We start from the raw sequence: 14,294 nt of genomic DNA, 5'->3' as shown, positions 1-14,294 counted from the left end.
GTGTTTTGCGGATGACAGATTAACGCCACCAGTGCGCGATTTGCCAGCCAAGCCGCGCCGCCACGCGCGCCGCTGCGCCATCTTCATCAAAGCGTGGATTAAATTCAACCAGATCCGCCGCCTGTAATTTTCCGCTGCGGCAAACCGGCTCAATTAAACGCAGAACCTGTATCAGTGGCACGCCCAGCGCTGCGGGAGCGGAGACGGCCGGCATTTCCCAGACAGGCAATACGTCGAGATCGATAGTCAGATAAATTTTATCCACCTTGTCGATAAACTGCGTCATCTGCGCCAGCGCGTCATGGCAGTCAAGATCCTCCACCGCGGTAACATTCCGCCACTGCGCTTCCCGCCACAACGCCTGCGTATTCGCCGCACGGCTCACGCCGAAACAGGCATAATGAAACGCGCGGCTCTGCGCGTCGCATAGCTGCGCCAGTTGACGAAACGGCGTCCCGGATGTTGCCCGGTCGGTCTGACGGAGATCCAGATGCGCATCAAGATTAATGATCCCTACGCTTTCCTGCGCAAACGCGTCCAGCACCCCCGCGCCGTGTCCAAACGCGGTTTCATGCCCGCCGCCCAGCACCAGCGTGCGCATCCCGGCCCGCAGACAGCGGCTTACCGCATCGCGCAAGGCCTGCTGCGCGCCTTCCAGATCGGGCGTCGGCGCAACCCAATTGCCTAAATCCACCAGCCGTTCATGTCCCTGGTGGCTGGCCATATTCGCCAGCGCTTTACGCAACGCGTCCGGGCCGCCTGCCGCGCCGGGACGGCCTGCATTGCGTTTTACCCCCTCATCGCAGGCAAATCCCATTAACGCGATCTTTTGCTGCCAGTTTTCGGGGGAAAAGGTCTCGCTGCGCGTGACGGTCTGAAACAGACGCCGCGCATCCGGCGCTTCTATACTGTCATCGCGCCCCTGCCAAAGCGCCGGAGAAGCCGGATACCATTGCGTCATGAGATTTTTCCTCTGTATACCCGCTGATATAAAGGGTTACGCCCCGGCTCATACACTATCTCTACCGGCTGTTCAGCATCCCACACCACAAAATCCGCCCGGTAGCCGGCCCTGAGCTGCCCATGCGTCGCCTGTCTTCCCAGCGCGCGTGCGGCATGGCGCGTAACGCCCGCCCATGCCTCTTCCGGCGTCAGACCAAACTGTACGCAGGCCATATTCATCGCCAGATGCAAACTGCAAAACGGGCTGGTGCCGGGATTGAAATCGCTGGCGACGGCGACAGGCACCTGATAGCGGCGCAGCAGTTCAACCGGCGGGCGCTGCGTCTCGCGCAGAAAATAAAACGCGCCGGGCAACAACACGCCGACAGTACCGCTGTCACGCATCGCCGCGACGCCCGCTTCATCAAGATATTCGATATGATCCGCCGATAAACCCTGATAACGACTCACCAGCTGCGCGCCGCCCAACAGCGAAAGCTGCTCAACATGGCCTTTAACGGGAATACCTAACGCCTTCGCCGTCTGCAACACGCGCTCACTCTGCGCCACATTAAAGCCGACGCTCTCGCAAAAGAGGTCTACCGCATCAAATAACCCTTTTTGCCAGAGCTGCGGAATCATCGTCTCGCAGACCAGAGTGATGTAGCCGTCCGGGTCGTCACGATACTCCGCTGGCGTAGCATGAGCGGCCAATAGCGTGGGGCTAATGTCGATAGCGTTTTCGGCAGCAAGTTTTGCAGCGACGCGCAACAGCTTTTCTTCTGTCGCCAGTTCCAGACCATAGCCGGATTTAATCTCCAGCAGCGTAACGCCTTCGCTGGCAAGGCGCATCATGCGTTCGCGCGCCAGCAGGTAGAGCGTCTCCTCCGCACAGGCGCGGGTTGCTGATACCGTCGCGTTAATGCCGCCGCCCTGAGCGCTAATATGCTGGTATGACGCGCCGTTAAGCCGCTGTTCCCACTCTGCGGCGCGGTTACCGGCAAACACCAGATGCGTGTGGCAATCGATAAGTCCCGGGGTTACCAGTCGTCCCTGCATATCATGGATATTGTCCCCACTGACAGGAAGCTGCGTCTCTGGCACGATATCGCAAATATACCCTTCGCGTACAATCAGCGCCTGGTTATCCACCAGCCCATACGGGGCTTGCCGCTGCGGGTCCATTGTCGCCAGCCTGATGTTTCGCCAGACAGTATCGCCCGGTAAAAGTTGCCGCATTCCTGTCGCTCTCTTGCCTGTCATGAGTTGTATAGACATTTATTTTCTTTCTGCTCCGGATTGTCAACTCAAAGCGCGAAAGTTGTTGCTTAATTGTGATAAAACTATCTGATGCTACAGGTGTTTCCAGCCTGAAAAGGAACTTTTTACCTTTTCGCCTTCCCGTTTCGTTCAACTTAGTATAAAAAAGCAGGCTTCAATGGATGTCATTTAACTTTTTCAAGCCCGGAGCAACCTGTGAATACATTATCGGTTTCCCGTCTGGCGCTGGCACTGGCTTTTGGCGTGACGCTGAGCGCCTGTAGCTCTACGCCACCCGATCAGATCCCTTCCGATCAAACCGCGCCTGGCACCGCCTCGCGCCCAATTCTGTCGGCAAATGAAGCGAAAAACTTCGTTGCGGCGCACTATTTTGCCTCCCTGACGCCGAATACCGCCCCGTGGTCGCCGTCGCCGATTACCCTGCCCGCACAGCCTGACTTTGTGGTGGGGCCGGCAGGTACGCCAGGCGTTACGCACACCTCAATTCAGGCCGCGGTCGATGCGGCAATGGTTAAACGCACGAACAAACGCCAGTACATTGCTATTATGCCGGGCGACTATCAGGGGACCGTGTATGTTCCCGCCGCGCCGGGAAGTCTGACCCTGTACGGGACCGGTGAAAAACCGATCGATGTGAAAATTGGGATGGCGATTGATGGTGAAATGAGTGTCGCTGACTGGCGCCGCGCGGTGAATCCCGGCGGGAAATATATGCCTGGTAAACCCGCCTGGTATATGTTCGATAACTGCCAAAGCAAACACGCCGCGACGATCGGTGTGATGTGTTCTGCCGCGTTCTGGTCGCAGAATAACGGTCTGCAGCTACAAAATCTGACCATCGAGAACACGCTGGGCGACAGTGTCGATGCCGGAAACCATCCGGCGGTGGCGCTGCGTACCGATGGCGACAAAGTCCAGATTAACAAGGTCAATATCCTTGGCCGCCAGAACACCTTCTTTGTGACCAACAGCGGCGTGCAGAACCGTCTGCAAACCGATCGTCAGCCGCGTACGCTGGTGACGAACAGCTATATTGAAGGCGATGTGGATATGGTTTCCGGACGTGGCGCCGTGGTGTTCGATAACACCAACTTCCAGGTCGTCAACTCCCGCACACAGCAGGAAGCCTACGTCTTCGCCCCGGCTACGCTGTCCAATATTTACTATGGCTTTTTGGCGATCAACAGCCGCTTTAACGCCTCCGGCGATGGCGTTGCGCAGCTTGGCCGCTCGCTGGATGTCGACGCCAACACCAACGGTCAGGTAGTGATCCGCGACAGCGTGATTAACGAGGGCTTTAACGTTGCCAAACCGTGGGCCGACGCGGTCATCTCGAAACGTCCGTTTGCCGGAAATACGGGAACCGTGGATGACAAAGGCGAGGTGCTGCGTAATCTGAACGACACTAACTACAACCGCATGTGGGAATACAACAACCGCGGTGTAGGCAGTAAAGTGGTGGCGGAACCTAAGCAGTAATCGCCGTTCCGGTTCAGGCTTATAAACGGGCCGCCGCAGCAGATGTGGCGGCCCGTGGTTTTACTGCAAGTGATGTTTATTGAAATTAATCAGGCATCCTGCCCTGGTGAGCTCCAGCCCGCCGCCCTCCGGCACACAGCGCTTTAGTACGCGTTCACCACAACCCACATTGGCCCCTGGCCGACGGCATAACGACCTTTTTCCGTCAGCAACCCCTGAGTGCCCGTAATTTCATAGACCGCGATATGATGTGATTTTTGACCCGCTGCAATCAGGTATTTCCCGCTGTTGTCGATATTAAAGCCGCGCGGTTGGGCTTCCGTCGGCTGGAAGCCTTCAACGCTCAGTACGCTGCCGTCTTCGGAGACACTAAAGACGGTAATCAGACTGGCGGTACGGTCACAGGCATACAAATGCCGTCCATCCGGCGTAATATGAATATCCGCCGCCCAACGGGTATCGGAAAAATCGGCGGGCATCATATCCAGGGTTTGTACGCACTCTATCTCGCCATGCGGATTTTTAAGCTGCCAGACATCCACCGAACTGTTCAGTTCATTGACGCAATAGGCATATTGTCGATTCGGGTGGAAGACCATATGACGCGGGCCTGCCCCTTCAACTGTATTCACTTCCGCCGGCTCCAGGGCCACCAGATGGCCGTCATCGCTTAGCGTAAACAGACAAATGCGATCCTGTTTTAGCGCAGGCACCCACAAAGTACGGTTATCAGGCGTAATATTTGCCGAGTGGCAGCCGTCCAGCCCCTCCACCACATCCACCAGCTCAACCGGCAGGCCATCCTGTAAGCGCGTCACGCTGACATTACCGGCGTTATACGATCCGACAAAGACAAAACGACCATGATGATCGGTAGAAATATGGGTCGGGCTACCCGGCAGGGCGGATTCGGCGGCAAACGTCAGCGCGCCATCATCCGGCGCAATACGATACGCCAGGACACGAAACTCCGGGCGCACGCCGACATAGAGGTAGCGTTTATCCGGACTGACCACCATCGGCTGAACCTGACCGGGCACATCCACGACCTGTACCAGCGTCAGCGTCCCTTCGTGGTTCAGGCTCCAGACGTGAATTTGCTGACTCTCAGGGCTGGCGGTATAGACTGTTTGTTTCATGAATACTCCTTTGCATATGGCATGTAGCTGCAATAACAGGACACAGCTTAACGTAGTCGCTTTTGACGGCGAATGCTGAATTCAGACGCAGAATTTTGTCTGCTTACCGTCCCGGTGTACCATGCCGACAGACGGAATTATTACTCTTAATCTGGAAAAAATTATGACTGCACGCGTGATTGCCCTCGATTTAGACGGAACGTTATTAACCCCGCATAAAACCTTACTCCCCTCCTCACTTGACGCGCTATCACGCGCCAAGGCGCTGGCGCTGGAAACACCTGCTATTTGCTGCAACGGCACCTATTTGTATAAGTGAAGCATTACTACAATAAAAATCTTACTCATGCTTCGCTTCCCATCCCATGACATACAACTATTGATCAACAAAGTGAGCGGTGTACTATCAGTGCAACTTCTAAAATGGACACAGCGAAAATAGCATGAATTATCAGGTAATAGCTCTCGATCTGGACGGTACTTTATTAACACCTGGAAAAAAAATCCTCCCTGAATCACTCACTGCCTTAGAAAATGCCCGAAAATCTGGTGCAAAAGTCGTCATTGTTACCGGAAGGCATTTTGTTGCAATTCATCCTTTTTATCAATCACTTAGATTAGATACTCCTGCAATATGTTGCAATGGTGCATTATTATACGATTACCAAGAAAAGAAGGTGCTTGAGTCTGATCCCCTGCAAGCAGAACAAGCTTCACAACTAATTTCCCTTCTTGATAGTTACAATGTTCATAGTCTGATGTATGCCGATGATGCCATGTTCTACCAAGAACCTACGGGGCATATTATCCGTACAGAAAATTGGGCTAAATCTCTCCCAGAGTCACAACGTCCAATCTTCAAACAAGTACCCTCTCTTAGTGAAGCATCTCAGAACGTTGATGCTATCTGGAAATTCGCCCTTACTGACTCTGATACTGAGAAACTGCATAGCTTTGGTCAAATTGTAGAACGCGAGCTTGGCCTTGCCTGTGAATGGTCCTGGCACGATCAAGTAGACATAGCACAAGCCGGAAACAGTAAGGGTAAACGCTTGGCACAATGGGCAGAATCACAAGGTTTATCAATGGACCAAGTTATAGCCTTTGGCGATAATTTCAACGATCTTAGTATGTTGAAGTCTGCTGGTTTGGGTGTTGCTATGGGTAACGCTGTTGATGAAGTCAAAGCCTGTGCTGATTTGGTTATAGGTAATAATGCTGAAGCTGGTATAGCTGATGTAGTTAATCAGTACTTTTCAGAAGAGAAAATAACAGCGTGACACTGAAACAGGGAGGTGTGTAATGATAGAATTTAAACCAGAAATTGGAATGCGAACTTATATTGATGAACAGTTAGAACAATTTGGTTTTCAATTTAATAATGGCTTAACAACACTTGAAAATTTAAAGACTGTTTTTAAAGACTGTTTTTGCATTACAAAGAAAGATACCAAGTATTAAAAGAAGAATAGTAATCTAACTACCAAGAATTCAAGTGCCTAAGGGAACAGAAAAGGCATATTGAATCGCTTACTACCCCCGTAATTGTTAGTTAGAACAAGAGATTGGATGTTATATAATTGTTGGTCATGGCTAGAAGGGATGAGTAAATGGACACTACTGAAACATTGAATGGTACGTACTTCTACGGCGGGTTACCCAACCTGACACCACAACAGCTATGGTGGGCTATCACCATCGCCGTTGTGAGCGATCGTCTGGGGATCTCAGCGGTTGATGCTGCACTGGTTATCTCAGGGCAACCAATTCTACCTACGAGGAGTAAACCTCGTGGGACAACTCCAGGAACATCAATTGCTTCTAAGTACATCAGTAATTGGTTGAACTATAGACTGCCACCTGGGATCAGATTACCAACGTTGACAGGCAAAACCATCAACTCATTACAGCTAAGCTCAACGAATAATTTAGGTCGTTTCGTTGGTCGTAATGTGCCCTGGCTCGGTTGGGTTATGACATTCACTACGATTTATGATATCCAGCGTGATATTAAAGATACATTTAATCGTGTGGCGGTTCCTAAAGATCGCATTCAGTGGACATATTTCTAATGAGAGATATTGAGAAAGAAATTATCGATTTTATCGATCAGGAATATAACACTAAAAAGTACTTTCTCTTTGGGCCAAAGCGAACCATCACACTTGATACCAGTATTAGGGATGATCTTAAACTCATTTTTGAAGATAGTGAAGAACTTCTACAAGAGTACTTCAAGCGTTGGAATGTAGATTCAGAAGGATTTGACATACTTAACTATCTGAATCCAGAGTACTTTGGAAGTAAAGAGCCCGATCCGCGTAAGCCACTAACAGTTGGTATGCTCGTTGAAAGTGCTAAAGCTGGACGTTGGTTATATAGTTGAAGAATAAATTTATTATATTTTAAACGCCCATTATTTGGGAATTTTTATTATCATAATGGTAATATGATTAGGCGTATATTTTCATGATTACTAGTAAATACATAGAATGGTTAGCAGTACTAACCAACTATGGGATTTACAGAATGATTAGAATGGAATTTAATACATACGATGATGGAACATACTACTTTCTCTATATTACAGAGGAAGTACGGATAGAAACTAATGGTATTAATGGCTTGCAGATGGAAACCCGCGATTGGCGAGTACGTGATTCAGGCGATCCGTTCCAGTACTTAACCATCAGAAAAAGAAAGGATAAGTACTTTAATGAAGCCATTGTAAATCCGTATACTGAAGTATTAATTATAGCGGCGATAACTACAACGACATCAGTATGCTGGAGGCGGCAGGCACCGGCGTTGCGATGGGCAACGCCGATGAGACGGTGAAAGCGCGCGCTGACGTTGTGATCGGCGATAACACTACCGATAGCATCACCAAATTTATTTACACCCACCTGCTATAGTCAGGCGGTGATAGAAACGCTTTTCACCTGCGCGTAAAGCCACAGGCCAGGCTTGATATTCAGCTCATCCCTGGCCCACGGGCTTATTCGCGCCCACAGCGTTCTGCCGCCTATCTCAAGCTGGACTTCCACCTGTCCGTTATCGTCATAGCAATTTGCCACTTTTGCCCGCAATACGTTGCGGATACTGGTCTGCTGCGGCGGCTGTAGTACCAGCGAGACATCCGACGCCTGTATACGAATACGCAGTGTGGATTGCAGCGGCTGATTGAGTTTATTTACCCACAGGTGCTGGTCGCCAAGCGCCAGGGCGGTCATGGCATAATGCGGGTGATGCTCCAGCACGCTGACTTTCAGAATACTGCTCTGTTGCTCTTTCGGCAGCCACGGGTGCATAACGCTGCTTCCCCAGACTTCTTCCAGCGGGCCAAACGCTTTAACCTGTCCATCCTCCAGCACCATGACTTTATCCGCCAGGTGGAGAATTTCATCGAGAGAATGGCTGACATACAGCATGGGAATATTGATTTCTCGCGCCAGCCGTTGCAGGTACGGCAGTAATTCGCGTTTTCGCGGGATATCCAGCGAGGCCAACGGTTCGTCCAACAGCAGCAACTCCGGGGCAGTGAGCAATGCCCGGCCTATCGCTACGCGCTGTTTTTCTCCGCCGGACAAGCTCCCCGGCAGGCGATCAAGCAACGCTTCAATTCCCAGCAGCGACACCAGCTTATCAAACTGACCGGTCATGCTTTTCGCCATGCCGTAGCGCAAATTGCCGCGTACTTTGTAATGGGGGAACAGGCGCGCATCCTGGAAAACATAACCGATGCGGCGCTTTTCCGGCGTTAAACAGATACCGTTTTCCGCGTCATGCAACACCCGGCCATTCAGCGCGATGCGTCCTTTTTGCGGGCGAGTTAAACCGCTGATGGCATTAATCAGCGAGGTTTTTCCCGCGCCGGAGACGCCAAAGATAGCCGTGATCCCACTGGCTGGCAGCGTTTCGTTGAGGGTTAAACAGTGCGTTCCCAGCGTCTGGGAAAAATTAAGCTCCAGCATGGTTAGCGCCCCGTCCGTTCACGGCTAATCCGCGCCAGCCATTCAGAAATCAACAGCGAAATCAGCGCTAATACAATCGAAATCACGCACAGCCTCGCCGCCGCGCTCTCCCCGCCCGGCGTCTGGATCAAGGTATACATGGCGGAAGGTATGGTGCGGGTTTCGCCCGGAATATTGGAAACAAAGGTAATGGTTGCGCCAAATTCGCCAAGCGAACGGGCAAACGCCAGCACCGTACCGACAATAATGCCCGGCAGGGTAAGCGGTAAGGTGATAGTCAGGAAAACGCGCCAGCGCCCGGCGCCCAGCGTTCTGGCGGCCTGTTCAAGCTTGATATCCACCCCCTCCAGCGCCAGCCGAATGGCCCGCACCATCAGCGGGAAGGACATCACCGCCGCCGCCAGCACGGCGCCGCGCCAGCTAAAGGCAAACGTGAGACCGAACCAGTCATACAGCCACTGGCCAATAAACCCGCGTCGCCCCATCGACACCAGCAGCAGATAGCCGACCACCACCGGCGGCAGCACCAGCGGCAGATGCAGGACGCTATCAAGTAAGGCTTTGCCCGGAAACCGGCATCGTACCAGTAACCAGGCAAAAAAGATCCCAAACGGCAGGCTAAACAGCACGGCCAGGGAAGACACTTTCAGGCTAAGAAGGACAGCCTGCCATTCTGGATCGGTCAGTATCATTACTTCGTCGTAAATCCATAACGTTTAAAGATTGCCGAGGCCTGCGGTCCTTTCAGGTAATCATAGAACGCGCTGACGGTCGCATTTTTATGCCCCTCCACGATAGCGATGGGGTATTCCACTTTTTTATGTGAATCTTCCGGGAACGTCGCCACCACGTTGACCCCCTTGCTGGCGACCGCATCAGAACCGTATACAATGCCCAAAGGCGCTTCGTTACGTTCGACCAGCGCCAACGCGCCGCGCACATCCTCGCCCGGCGCCAGTTTCGGTTCAAGCGTTTGCCATGCGCCCAACTTTTGCAGCGCTTCTTTGGCATAAATTCCCGCCGGTACGTGTTGCGGATCGCCCACTGCCAGACGTCCGCCGTTCAGCAGACGAATCCAGTCCGTTTTGTTGTCGATGGTAAACGGTTTTTGCTCGCTGGCTTTCGGCGCCACCACCACCAGGCTATTGCCAAGCAATGTTTCGCGCGTCGTGGTATCCACCGCTTTTTTATCGGCTGCGTAATCCATCCATTTCTGGTCAGCAGAGATGAACAGATCCGCCGGCGCGCCCGCTTCTATCTGGCGCGCCAGCGTTGAAGAGGAGGCGAATGAGGAGACCACATCCACATTTTTCTCTTTTTTATATTCTGCCGCAATGTCTTGCATCGCGTTCGTTAGCGACGCGGCGGCGAATACGGTGATCTTGCCTTCATCCGCCAGCGCATGACCAGCGATGACGAAAGATAATGTCGCCCCTGCGACCAGGCGTAACCAGGAATGCGCCATCTGTAACTCCTTGTGTGTTTCGTTATGTAAACGACAATATAACGATAATCTCAGGGGTTTCCCAGCGGTTATTCATACCCATTAACGATTAAACACAGAAAATATCGGCAGGAAAAGCAGGATCTTGAGTAACAAAAACGCCCGACTGAGCGGGCGTTTGGGGAAATCAGCGGTTCTGTCTGGACTGGTCTTTCTGACCGATACCGGAAAAAATGTTGAACACCTCACCCAGACCGTAAATCAGACCGAGGATGATGGCCATCACTACCGGTACCATGATGACGGCGAATACCAGACTTTTTAATAACTCTAACATGGGCAACTCCAGATATAGTCCTTTTTGTATTTTAACCGCATCACACAGAAAAGCACTCCCCTTTTGTGCGGTCGGCTTTGCGCTGACGCGCTTTTCAGTCACAATAGTCTTTTTACCAGGAGCTGGTTATGCAGGCCGAAATCCTTCTTACCCTGAAACTTCAGCAAAAGCTTTTTGCCGATCCCCGACGTATCTCTCTGCTGAAACACATTGCGCTTTCCGGCTCGATTAGTCAGGGCGCGAAAGACGCGGGAATCAGCTATAAGAGCGCCTGGGATGCGATAAACGACATGAACCAGCTTAGTGAACATATGCTGGTTGAACGCGCAACGGGCGGCAAAGGCGGCGGCGGCGCGGTATTAACCCGCTATGGTCAGCGTCTGATCCAGCTTTACGATTTGCTGGGCCAAATTCAGCAAAAAGCGTTCGATGTGTTAAGCGACGATGACGCCCTGCCGCTTGACAGTCTGCTGGCCGCTATTTCCCGCTTTTCACTGCAAACCAGCGCCCGAAATCAGTGGTTCGGCACCATTACCGCCCGCGATCGCGATCAGGTGCAACAGCATGTCGACGTACTGCTGGCCGACGGCAAAACGCGGCTCAAAGTTGCGCTGACGGCGCAAAGCGGCGAGCGTCTCGGCCTGGAGGAAGGTAAAGAAGTGCTGATCCTGCTAAAAGCGCCGTGGGTTGGCATTACCCGGGATGCAGCCGTTGCGCGCGCCGCTGACAATCAGTTGTCGGGAACGATCAGCCATATCGAGCGCGGCGCGGAACAGTGTGAAGTGTTGATGGCGCTGCCGGACGGCCAGACGCTATGCGCCACGATACCGACTGCGGATGCCGCCACGTTAAAGGAAGGCGATGACGTGATTGCCTGGTTTAATGCGGACAGAGTGATTATTGCAACGTTGTGCTAAGCACATTGACATCCGTTGCCGAAAGACGTATCCCTGTCATTCATCGCTGCATAAAATGGGATGCAAAATGTCATCGTTGCAAATTTCGCAAGGCACGTTTCGTCTGAGCGATACAAAAACACTTCATCTGGATTCGCTGACGCTCAATGCGGGCGATAGCTGGGCATTCGTTGGGGCTAACGGGAGCGGGAAGTCGGCGCTCGCCCGCGCGCTGGCGGGTGAACTGCCATTATTAACAGGCGAGCGCCAGTGTCAGTTTACCCGCATTACTCGTCTGTCCTTTGAACAATTGCAAAAGCTGGTCAGCGATGAATGGCAACGTAATAACACCGATATGCTCAGTCCTGGCGAAAACGATACCGGGCGCACTACCGCGGAAATTATTCAGGATGATGTTCACCATCCTGCCCGCTGTGCGATGCTGGCGCAGCAGTTCGGCATTTCCGCTTTACTCAACAGGCGTTTTAAATACCTTTCTACCGGCGAGACGCGAAAAGCGCTGCTGTGTCAGGCGATGATGTCTGAGCCGGAGTTATTGATCCTTGATGAACCGTTCGACGGGCTTGACGTGACCGCCCGTCAACAACTGGCGCAACGCCTGACGGCGTTGAACCAGGCGGGTATTACCCTGGCGCTGGTACTCAACCGTTTTGATGAAATCCCGGACTTCGTGCAGTTTGCCGGCGTGCTTGCCGACTGTACGCTGGCGGAGACCGGAACGACGACAGAGTTACTGCAACGGGCGTTGGTCGCTCAACTCGCGCACAGCGAGCGTCTGACCGACGTACAATTACCCGAACCGGACGAACCTTCCGCCCGCCATGCGTTACCCGATGGCGAACCACGGATCGTACTTAACGATGGCGTAGTCTCGTATAACGATCGCCCTATCCTCCACCACCTAAGCTGGCGAGTCAATCCAGGCGAACACTGGCAGATCGTCGGTCCTAACGGAGCGGGTAAGTCTACGTTGCTTAGCCTTATTACTGGCGATCATCCGCAAGGCTACAGCAACGATCTTACGCTGTTCGGGCGGCGGCGAGGAAGCGGCGAAACAATCTGGGATATCAAAAAACATATCGGCTACGTCAGCAGCAGTTTACATCTGGATTACCGCGTCAGTACCACGGTACGCAATGTCATTCTCTCCGGCTATTTCGATTCTATCGGCATTTACCAGGCCGTTTCAGACAGGCAACGAAAACTGGCGCAACAGTGGCTGGATATTCTGGGAATCGATAAGCGCACGGCGGATGCCCCTTTCCACAGTCTCTCCTGGGGACAGCAGCGGCTGGCGCTGATCGTGCGCGCGCTGGTTAAACATCCGACAGTGTTGATTCTGGATGAACCGCTGCAAGGGTTGGATCCGCTGAACCGCCAACTGGTACGCCGTTTTGTGGATGTATTAATTCGCCAGGGAGAGACCCAACTGCTGTTCGTTTCCCATCATGCAGAGGATGCGCCTGCCTGTATTACCCACCGACTGGAATTTGTACCAGAGGGCGAACGTTATAAGTACGTTTCCGGACGATGCAATAATTAAATGTATTATCAGAATGGCGCCGCGCGCCATTCTGGAACCACTCTCCTTTTATTAAGAATAATAATAACGGTCGATAAGCTTACTATCTCTTGAATCGCTGACCGCCTCATTGTCATAATAATCCTGAAATTTTCGACAATGATGTCGTATGTGAATATAAGGGATTCATTATGGCTTTTCGTTTTCCACAAATAATACTATTTTTACTGGCAGCTATGTTATTTTGCCCCGGCAGTTATGCTGAGCAAAAGCCGACCGCTGCGCAGGAAGCGCGTAAAACCGCCGTTGAGGTCGCTGTTGAAGGCATGAGTCGCGCCGCCGTTGCGGGTCCGACAAAAATTAGTTTAGGTGATAAAGCCACGCTTAATCTGCCGGAAGGATTTACCTGGATACCCGCAAAAGAAGCGGCGGTATTTATGCGTGAAATTGGTAACTATGTTGACGATGAATATTTTTACGGTCTCGTATTTAAAAAGGAAATGAATGGATTTATTTCTATCGAATATGATGATTCTGGTTATGTAAAAGATGATGATGCAAAAAATTGGGATGCCGATGAATTAATGGATAACCTGCGCAAAGGCACAAAAGAAGCGAATAAAGATCGTATTGCAAAAGGCATTGAGCCGATAGAAATTATTGGCTGGATCGAGAAGCCTACCTACGATGCAACCAATCATCGTCTGATCTGGTCCGCCGCCATCCAGGATATCGGCACCAACGAACCACTGAATGAACAAGGCGTGAACTACAACACCTATCTGCTGGGACGTGAAGGCTATTTTTCTTTAAATCTGGTGACCGACAGAGGTTCTGTTGACCATGAAATCCCTCTGGCGAAAAGAATTCTCAGTTCCGTCAAGTTCAACGCTGGACAACGCTACGCTGACTTCAACGAATCAACGGACAAAATAGCGGAGTATGGGCTCGCCGCGCTGATTGGCGGTATCGCGGCCAAGAAAGTAGGACTGCTTGCTATGCTCGGTATCGCGTTGCTTAAATTCTGGAAAGTGACCGCCATCGGCGTCGTCGCTGTCGGGGCGCTCGCCAGGAAGCTACTCTCGCGTAAAAAAGACTGACAGCTCCTGCCCCGTCCGTTTCATTCCCAGGCGCGTAACGCGCCTTTTTTTCGGATAAAAAGCAGAAGCATTCTCAAGCCAGATGATTTGTAATCATTTAATTGATATAAATGCGTAAAATCACCAGTGTGTAAACGATTCCACTAATTTATTACATGT

16 protein-coding genes and 1 pseudogene are annotated in these 14,294 nt (G+C 51.9%); 10 read left to right on the top strand and 7 right to left on the bottom strand.

The genetic code is table 11. The features are described from left to right. Window positions 1–19: 19 nt before the first annotated feature. On the bottom strand, window positions 20–961 hold the full coding sequence (gene hutG / locus ACLJRH_RS24855; RefSeq protein ID WP_001648436.1) for a formimidoylglutamase: 942 nt from the start codon (window positions 959–961) through the stop codon (window positions 20–22). After that, complete coding sequence (gene hutI / locus ACLJRH_RS24850; RefSeq protein WP_023137453.1) at window positions 958–2,181, bottom strand: imidazolonepropionase; 1,224 nt, start codon at window positions 2,179–2,181, stop codon at window positions 958–960. The genes hutG and hutI overlap by 4 nt, the downstream gene beginning before the upstream one ends. 237 nt (window positions 2,182–2,418) lie before the next feature. On the opposite strand from hutI, the gene ACLJRH_RS24845 reads away from it, so the two are divergent. Next, entirely contained in the window at window positions 2,419–3,702 is a 1,284-nt protein-coding gene (locus tag ACLJRH_RS24845) for a putative acyl-CoA thioester hydrolase (RefSeq protein WP_001094763.1), read from the top strand. A 143-nt stretch (window positions 3,703–3,845) separates the two neighbouring features. On the opposite strand, the gene pgl is transcribed toward ACLJRH_RS24845, so the two are convergent. Continuing rightward, window positions 3,846–4,841, bottom strand: a complete 996-nt coding sequence (pgl, locus tag ACLJRH_RS24840) for a 6-phosphogluconolactonase (RefSeq protein ID WP_023137454.1) — start codon at window positions 4,839–4,841, stop codon at window positions 3,846–3,848. A 163-nt stretch (window positions 4,842–5,004) separates the two neighbouring features. Here pgl and ACLJRH_RS24835 point away from each other — a divergent pair, with 163 nt between their 5' ends. The 6 genes and pseudogenes from ACLJRH_RS24835 to ACLJRH_RS24810 form a co-directional block, all read left to right on the top strand. Continuing rightward, window positions 5,005–5,160, top strand: coding sequence for an HAD hydrolase family protein (locus tag ACLJRH_RS24835; protein ID WP_370694610.1), 156 nt, complete (start codon window positions 5,005–5,007; stop codon window positions 5,158–5,160). Window positions 5,161–5,284: 124 nt separating this feature from the next. Next, complete coding sequence (locus tag ACLJRH_RS24830) at window positions 5,285–6,121, top strand: pyridoxal phosphatase (RefSeq protein WP_001109271.1); 837 nt, start codon at window positions 5,285–5,287, stop codon at window positions 6,119–6,121. Window positions 6,122–6,143: 22 nt separating this feature from the next. Beyond that, window positions 6,144–6,302 carry a hypothetical protein gene (locus ACLJRH_RS24825; protein WP_023892220.1) on the top strand — a complete coding sequence of 53 codons (159 nt, stop codon included), beginning with the start codon at window positions 6,144–6,146 and terminating at the stop codon, window positions 6,300–6,302. Between the two features lie 149 nt (window positions 6,303–6,451). Further along, entirely contained in the window at window positions 6,452–6,913 is a 462-nt protein-coding gene (locus tag ACLJRH_RS24820; protein WP_023137455.1) for an STM2901 family protein, read from the top strand. Further along, window positions 6,898–7,227, top strand: coding sequence for a DUF1493 family protein (locus ACLJRH_RS24815; RefSeq protein ID WP_023892221.1), 330 nt, complete (start codon window positions 6,898–6,900; stop codon window positions 7,225–7,227). Before ACLJRH_RS24820 ends, ACLJRH_RS24815 begins: the two co-directional genes overlap by 16 nt. 373 nt (window positions 7,228–7,600) lie before the next feature. Continuing rightward, window positions 7,601–7,756, top strand: a pseudogene (locus ACLJRH_RS24810) (HAD hydrolase family protein); the annotation flags it as partial. Here the strand turns inward: ACLJRH_RS24810 and modC are convergent. The 4 genes from modC to ACLJRH_RS24790 form a co-directional block, all read right to left on the bottom strand. Continuing rightward, the gene (gene modC, locus ACLJRH_RS24805; protein WP_000891710.1) at window positions 7,757–8,815 is read right to left on the bottom strand and encodes a molybdenum ABC transporter ATP-binding protein ModC; all 1,059 of its coding nucleotides are present in this window, start codon (window positions 8,813–8,815) and stop codon (window positions 7,757–7,759) included. It lies immediately after the preceding pseudogene. A gap of 2 nt (window positions 8,816–8,817) precedes the next feature. Further along, on the bottom strand, window positions 8,818–9,507 hold the full coding sequence (gene modB, locus ACLJRH_RS24800) for a molybdate ABC transporter permease subunit (RefSeq protein ID WP_000604026.1): 690 nt from the start codon (window positions 9,505–9,507) through the stop codon (window positions 8,818–8,820). Then, on the bottom strand, window positions 9,507–10,280 hold the full coding sequence (gene modA, locus ACLJRH_RS24795; protein ID WP_000951416.1) for a molybdate ABC transporter substrate-binding protein: 774 nt from the start codon (window positions 10,278–10,280) through the stop codon (window positions 9,507–9,509). The genes modB and modA overlap by 1 nt, the downstream gene beginning before the upstream one ends. Before the next feature lie 166 nt (window positions 10,281–10,446). Next, window positions 10,447–10,596 carry an AcrZ family multidrug efflux pump-associated protein gene (locus ACLJRH_RS24790; protein WP_000891513.1) on the bottom strand — a complete coding sequence of 50 codons (150 nt, stop codon included), beginning with the start codon at window positions 10,594–10,596 and terminating at the stop codon, window positions 10,447–10,449. Between the two features lie 128 nt (window positions 10,597–10,724). Here ACLJRH_RS24790 and modE point away from each other — a divergent pair, with 128 nt between their 5' ends. From modE to ACLJRH_RS24775, 3 genes are all read left to right on the top strand, one after another. Further along, window positions 10,725–11,513 (top strand): molybdenum-dependent transcriptional regulator, encoded by a 789-nt coding sequence (modE, locus tag ACLJRH_RS24785; protein ID WP_001147416.1) that lies wholly within the window; start codon window positions 10,725–10,727, stop codon window positions 11,511–11,513. A 67-nt stretch (window positions 11,514–11,580) separates the two neighbouring features. Then, the gene (modF, locus tag ACLJRH_RS24780; RefSeq protein WP_023137458.1) at window positions 11,581–13,056 is read left to right on the top strand and encodes a molybdate ABC transporter ATP-binding protein ModF; all 1,476 of its coding nucleotides are present in this window, start codon (window positions 11,581–11,583) and stop codon (window positions 13,054–13,056) included. Between the two features lie 170 nt (window positions 13,057–13,226). Further along, window positions 13,227–14,135, top strand: a complete 909-nt coding sequence (locus ACLJRH_RS24775; RefSeq protein ID WP_000885519.1) for a DUF2167 domain-containing protein — start codon at window positions 13,227–13,229, stop codon at window positions 14,133–14,135. Window positions 14,136–14,294 lie beyond the last annotated feature (159 nt).

The sequence above is a fragment of the Salmonella sp. SAL04162 genome (genome assembly GCF_046551535.1).
In the GTDB taxonomy this organism is placed as follows: domain Bacteria; phylum Pseudomonadota; class Gammaproteobacteria; order Enterobacterales; family Enterobacteriaceae; genus Salmonella; species Salmonella enterica.
This window is presented reverse-complemented; position numbering and strand designations above follow the sequence as displayed.

Bases quoted from the DNA above. Each gene is read 5' to 3' on its own strand.
- modF (WP_023137458.1), top strand. From the start codon at position 11,581: ATGTCATCGTTGCAAATTTCGCAAGGCACGTTTCGTCTGAGCGATACA.
- modE (WP_001147416.1), top strand. From the start codon at position 10,725: ATGCAGGCCGAAATCCTTCTTACCCTGAAACTTCAGCAAAAGCTTTTT.
- ACLJRH_RS24820 (WP_023137455.1), top strand. From the start codon at position 6,452: ATGGACACTACTGAAACATTGAATGGTACGTACTTCTACGGCGGGTTA.
- ACLJRH_RS24790 (WP_000891513.1), bottom strand. From the start codon at position 10,596: ATGTTAGAGTTATTAAAAAGTCTGGTATTCGCCGTCATCATGGTACCG.
- modC (WP_000891710.1), bottom strand. From the start codon at position 8,815: ATGCTGGAGCTTAATTTTTCCCAGACGCTGGGAACGCACTGTTTAACC.
- modA (WP_000951416.1), bottom strand. From the start codon at position 10,280: ATGGCGCATTCCTGGTTACGCCTGGTCGCAGGGGCGACATTATCTTTC.
- hutG (WP_001648436.1), bottom strand. From the start codon at position 961: ATGACGCAATGGTATCCGGCTTCTCCGGCGCTTTGGCAGGGGCGCGAT.
- modB (WP_000604026.1), bottom strand. From the start codon at position 9,507: ATGATACTGACCGATCCAGAATGGCAGGCTGTCCTTCTTAGCCTGAAA.
- ACLJRH_RS24830 (WP_001109271.1), top strand. From the start codon at position 5,285: ATGAATTATCAGGTAATAGCTCTCGATCTGGACGGTACTTTATTAACA.
- ACLJRH_RS24825 (WP_023892220.1), top strand. From the start codon at position 6,144: ATGATAGAATTTAAACCAGAAATTGGAATGCGAACTTATATTGATGAA.
- ACLJRH_RS24775 (WP_000885519.1), top strand. From the start codon at position 13,227: ATGGCTTTTCGTTTTCCACAAATAATACTATTTTTACTGGCAGCTATG.
- ACLJRH_RS24835 (WP_370694610.1), top strand. From the start codon at position 5,005: ATGACTGCACGCGTGATTGCCCTCGATTTAGACGGAACGTTATTAACC.
- pgl (WP_023137454.1), bottom strand. From the start codon at position 4,841: ATGAAACAAACAGTCTATACCGCCAGCCCTGAGAGTCAGCAAATTCAC.
- hutI (WP_023137453.1), bottom strand. From the start codon at position 2,181: ATGCGGCAACTTTTACCGGGCGATACTGTCTGGCGAAACATCAGGCTG.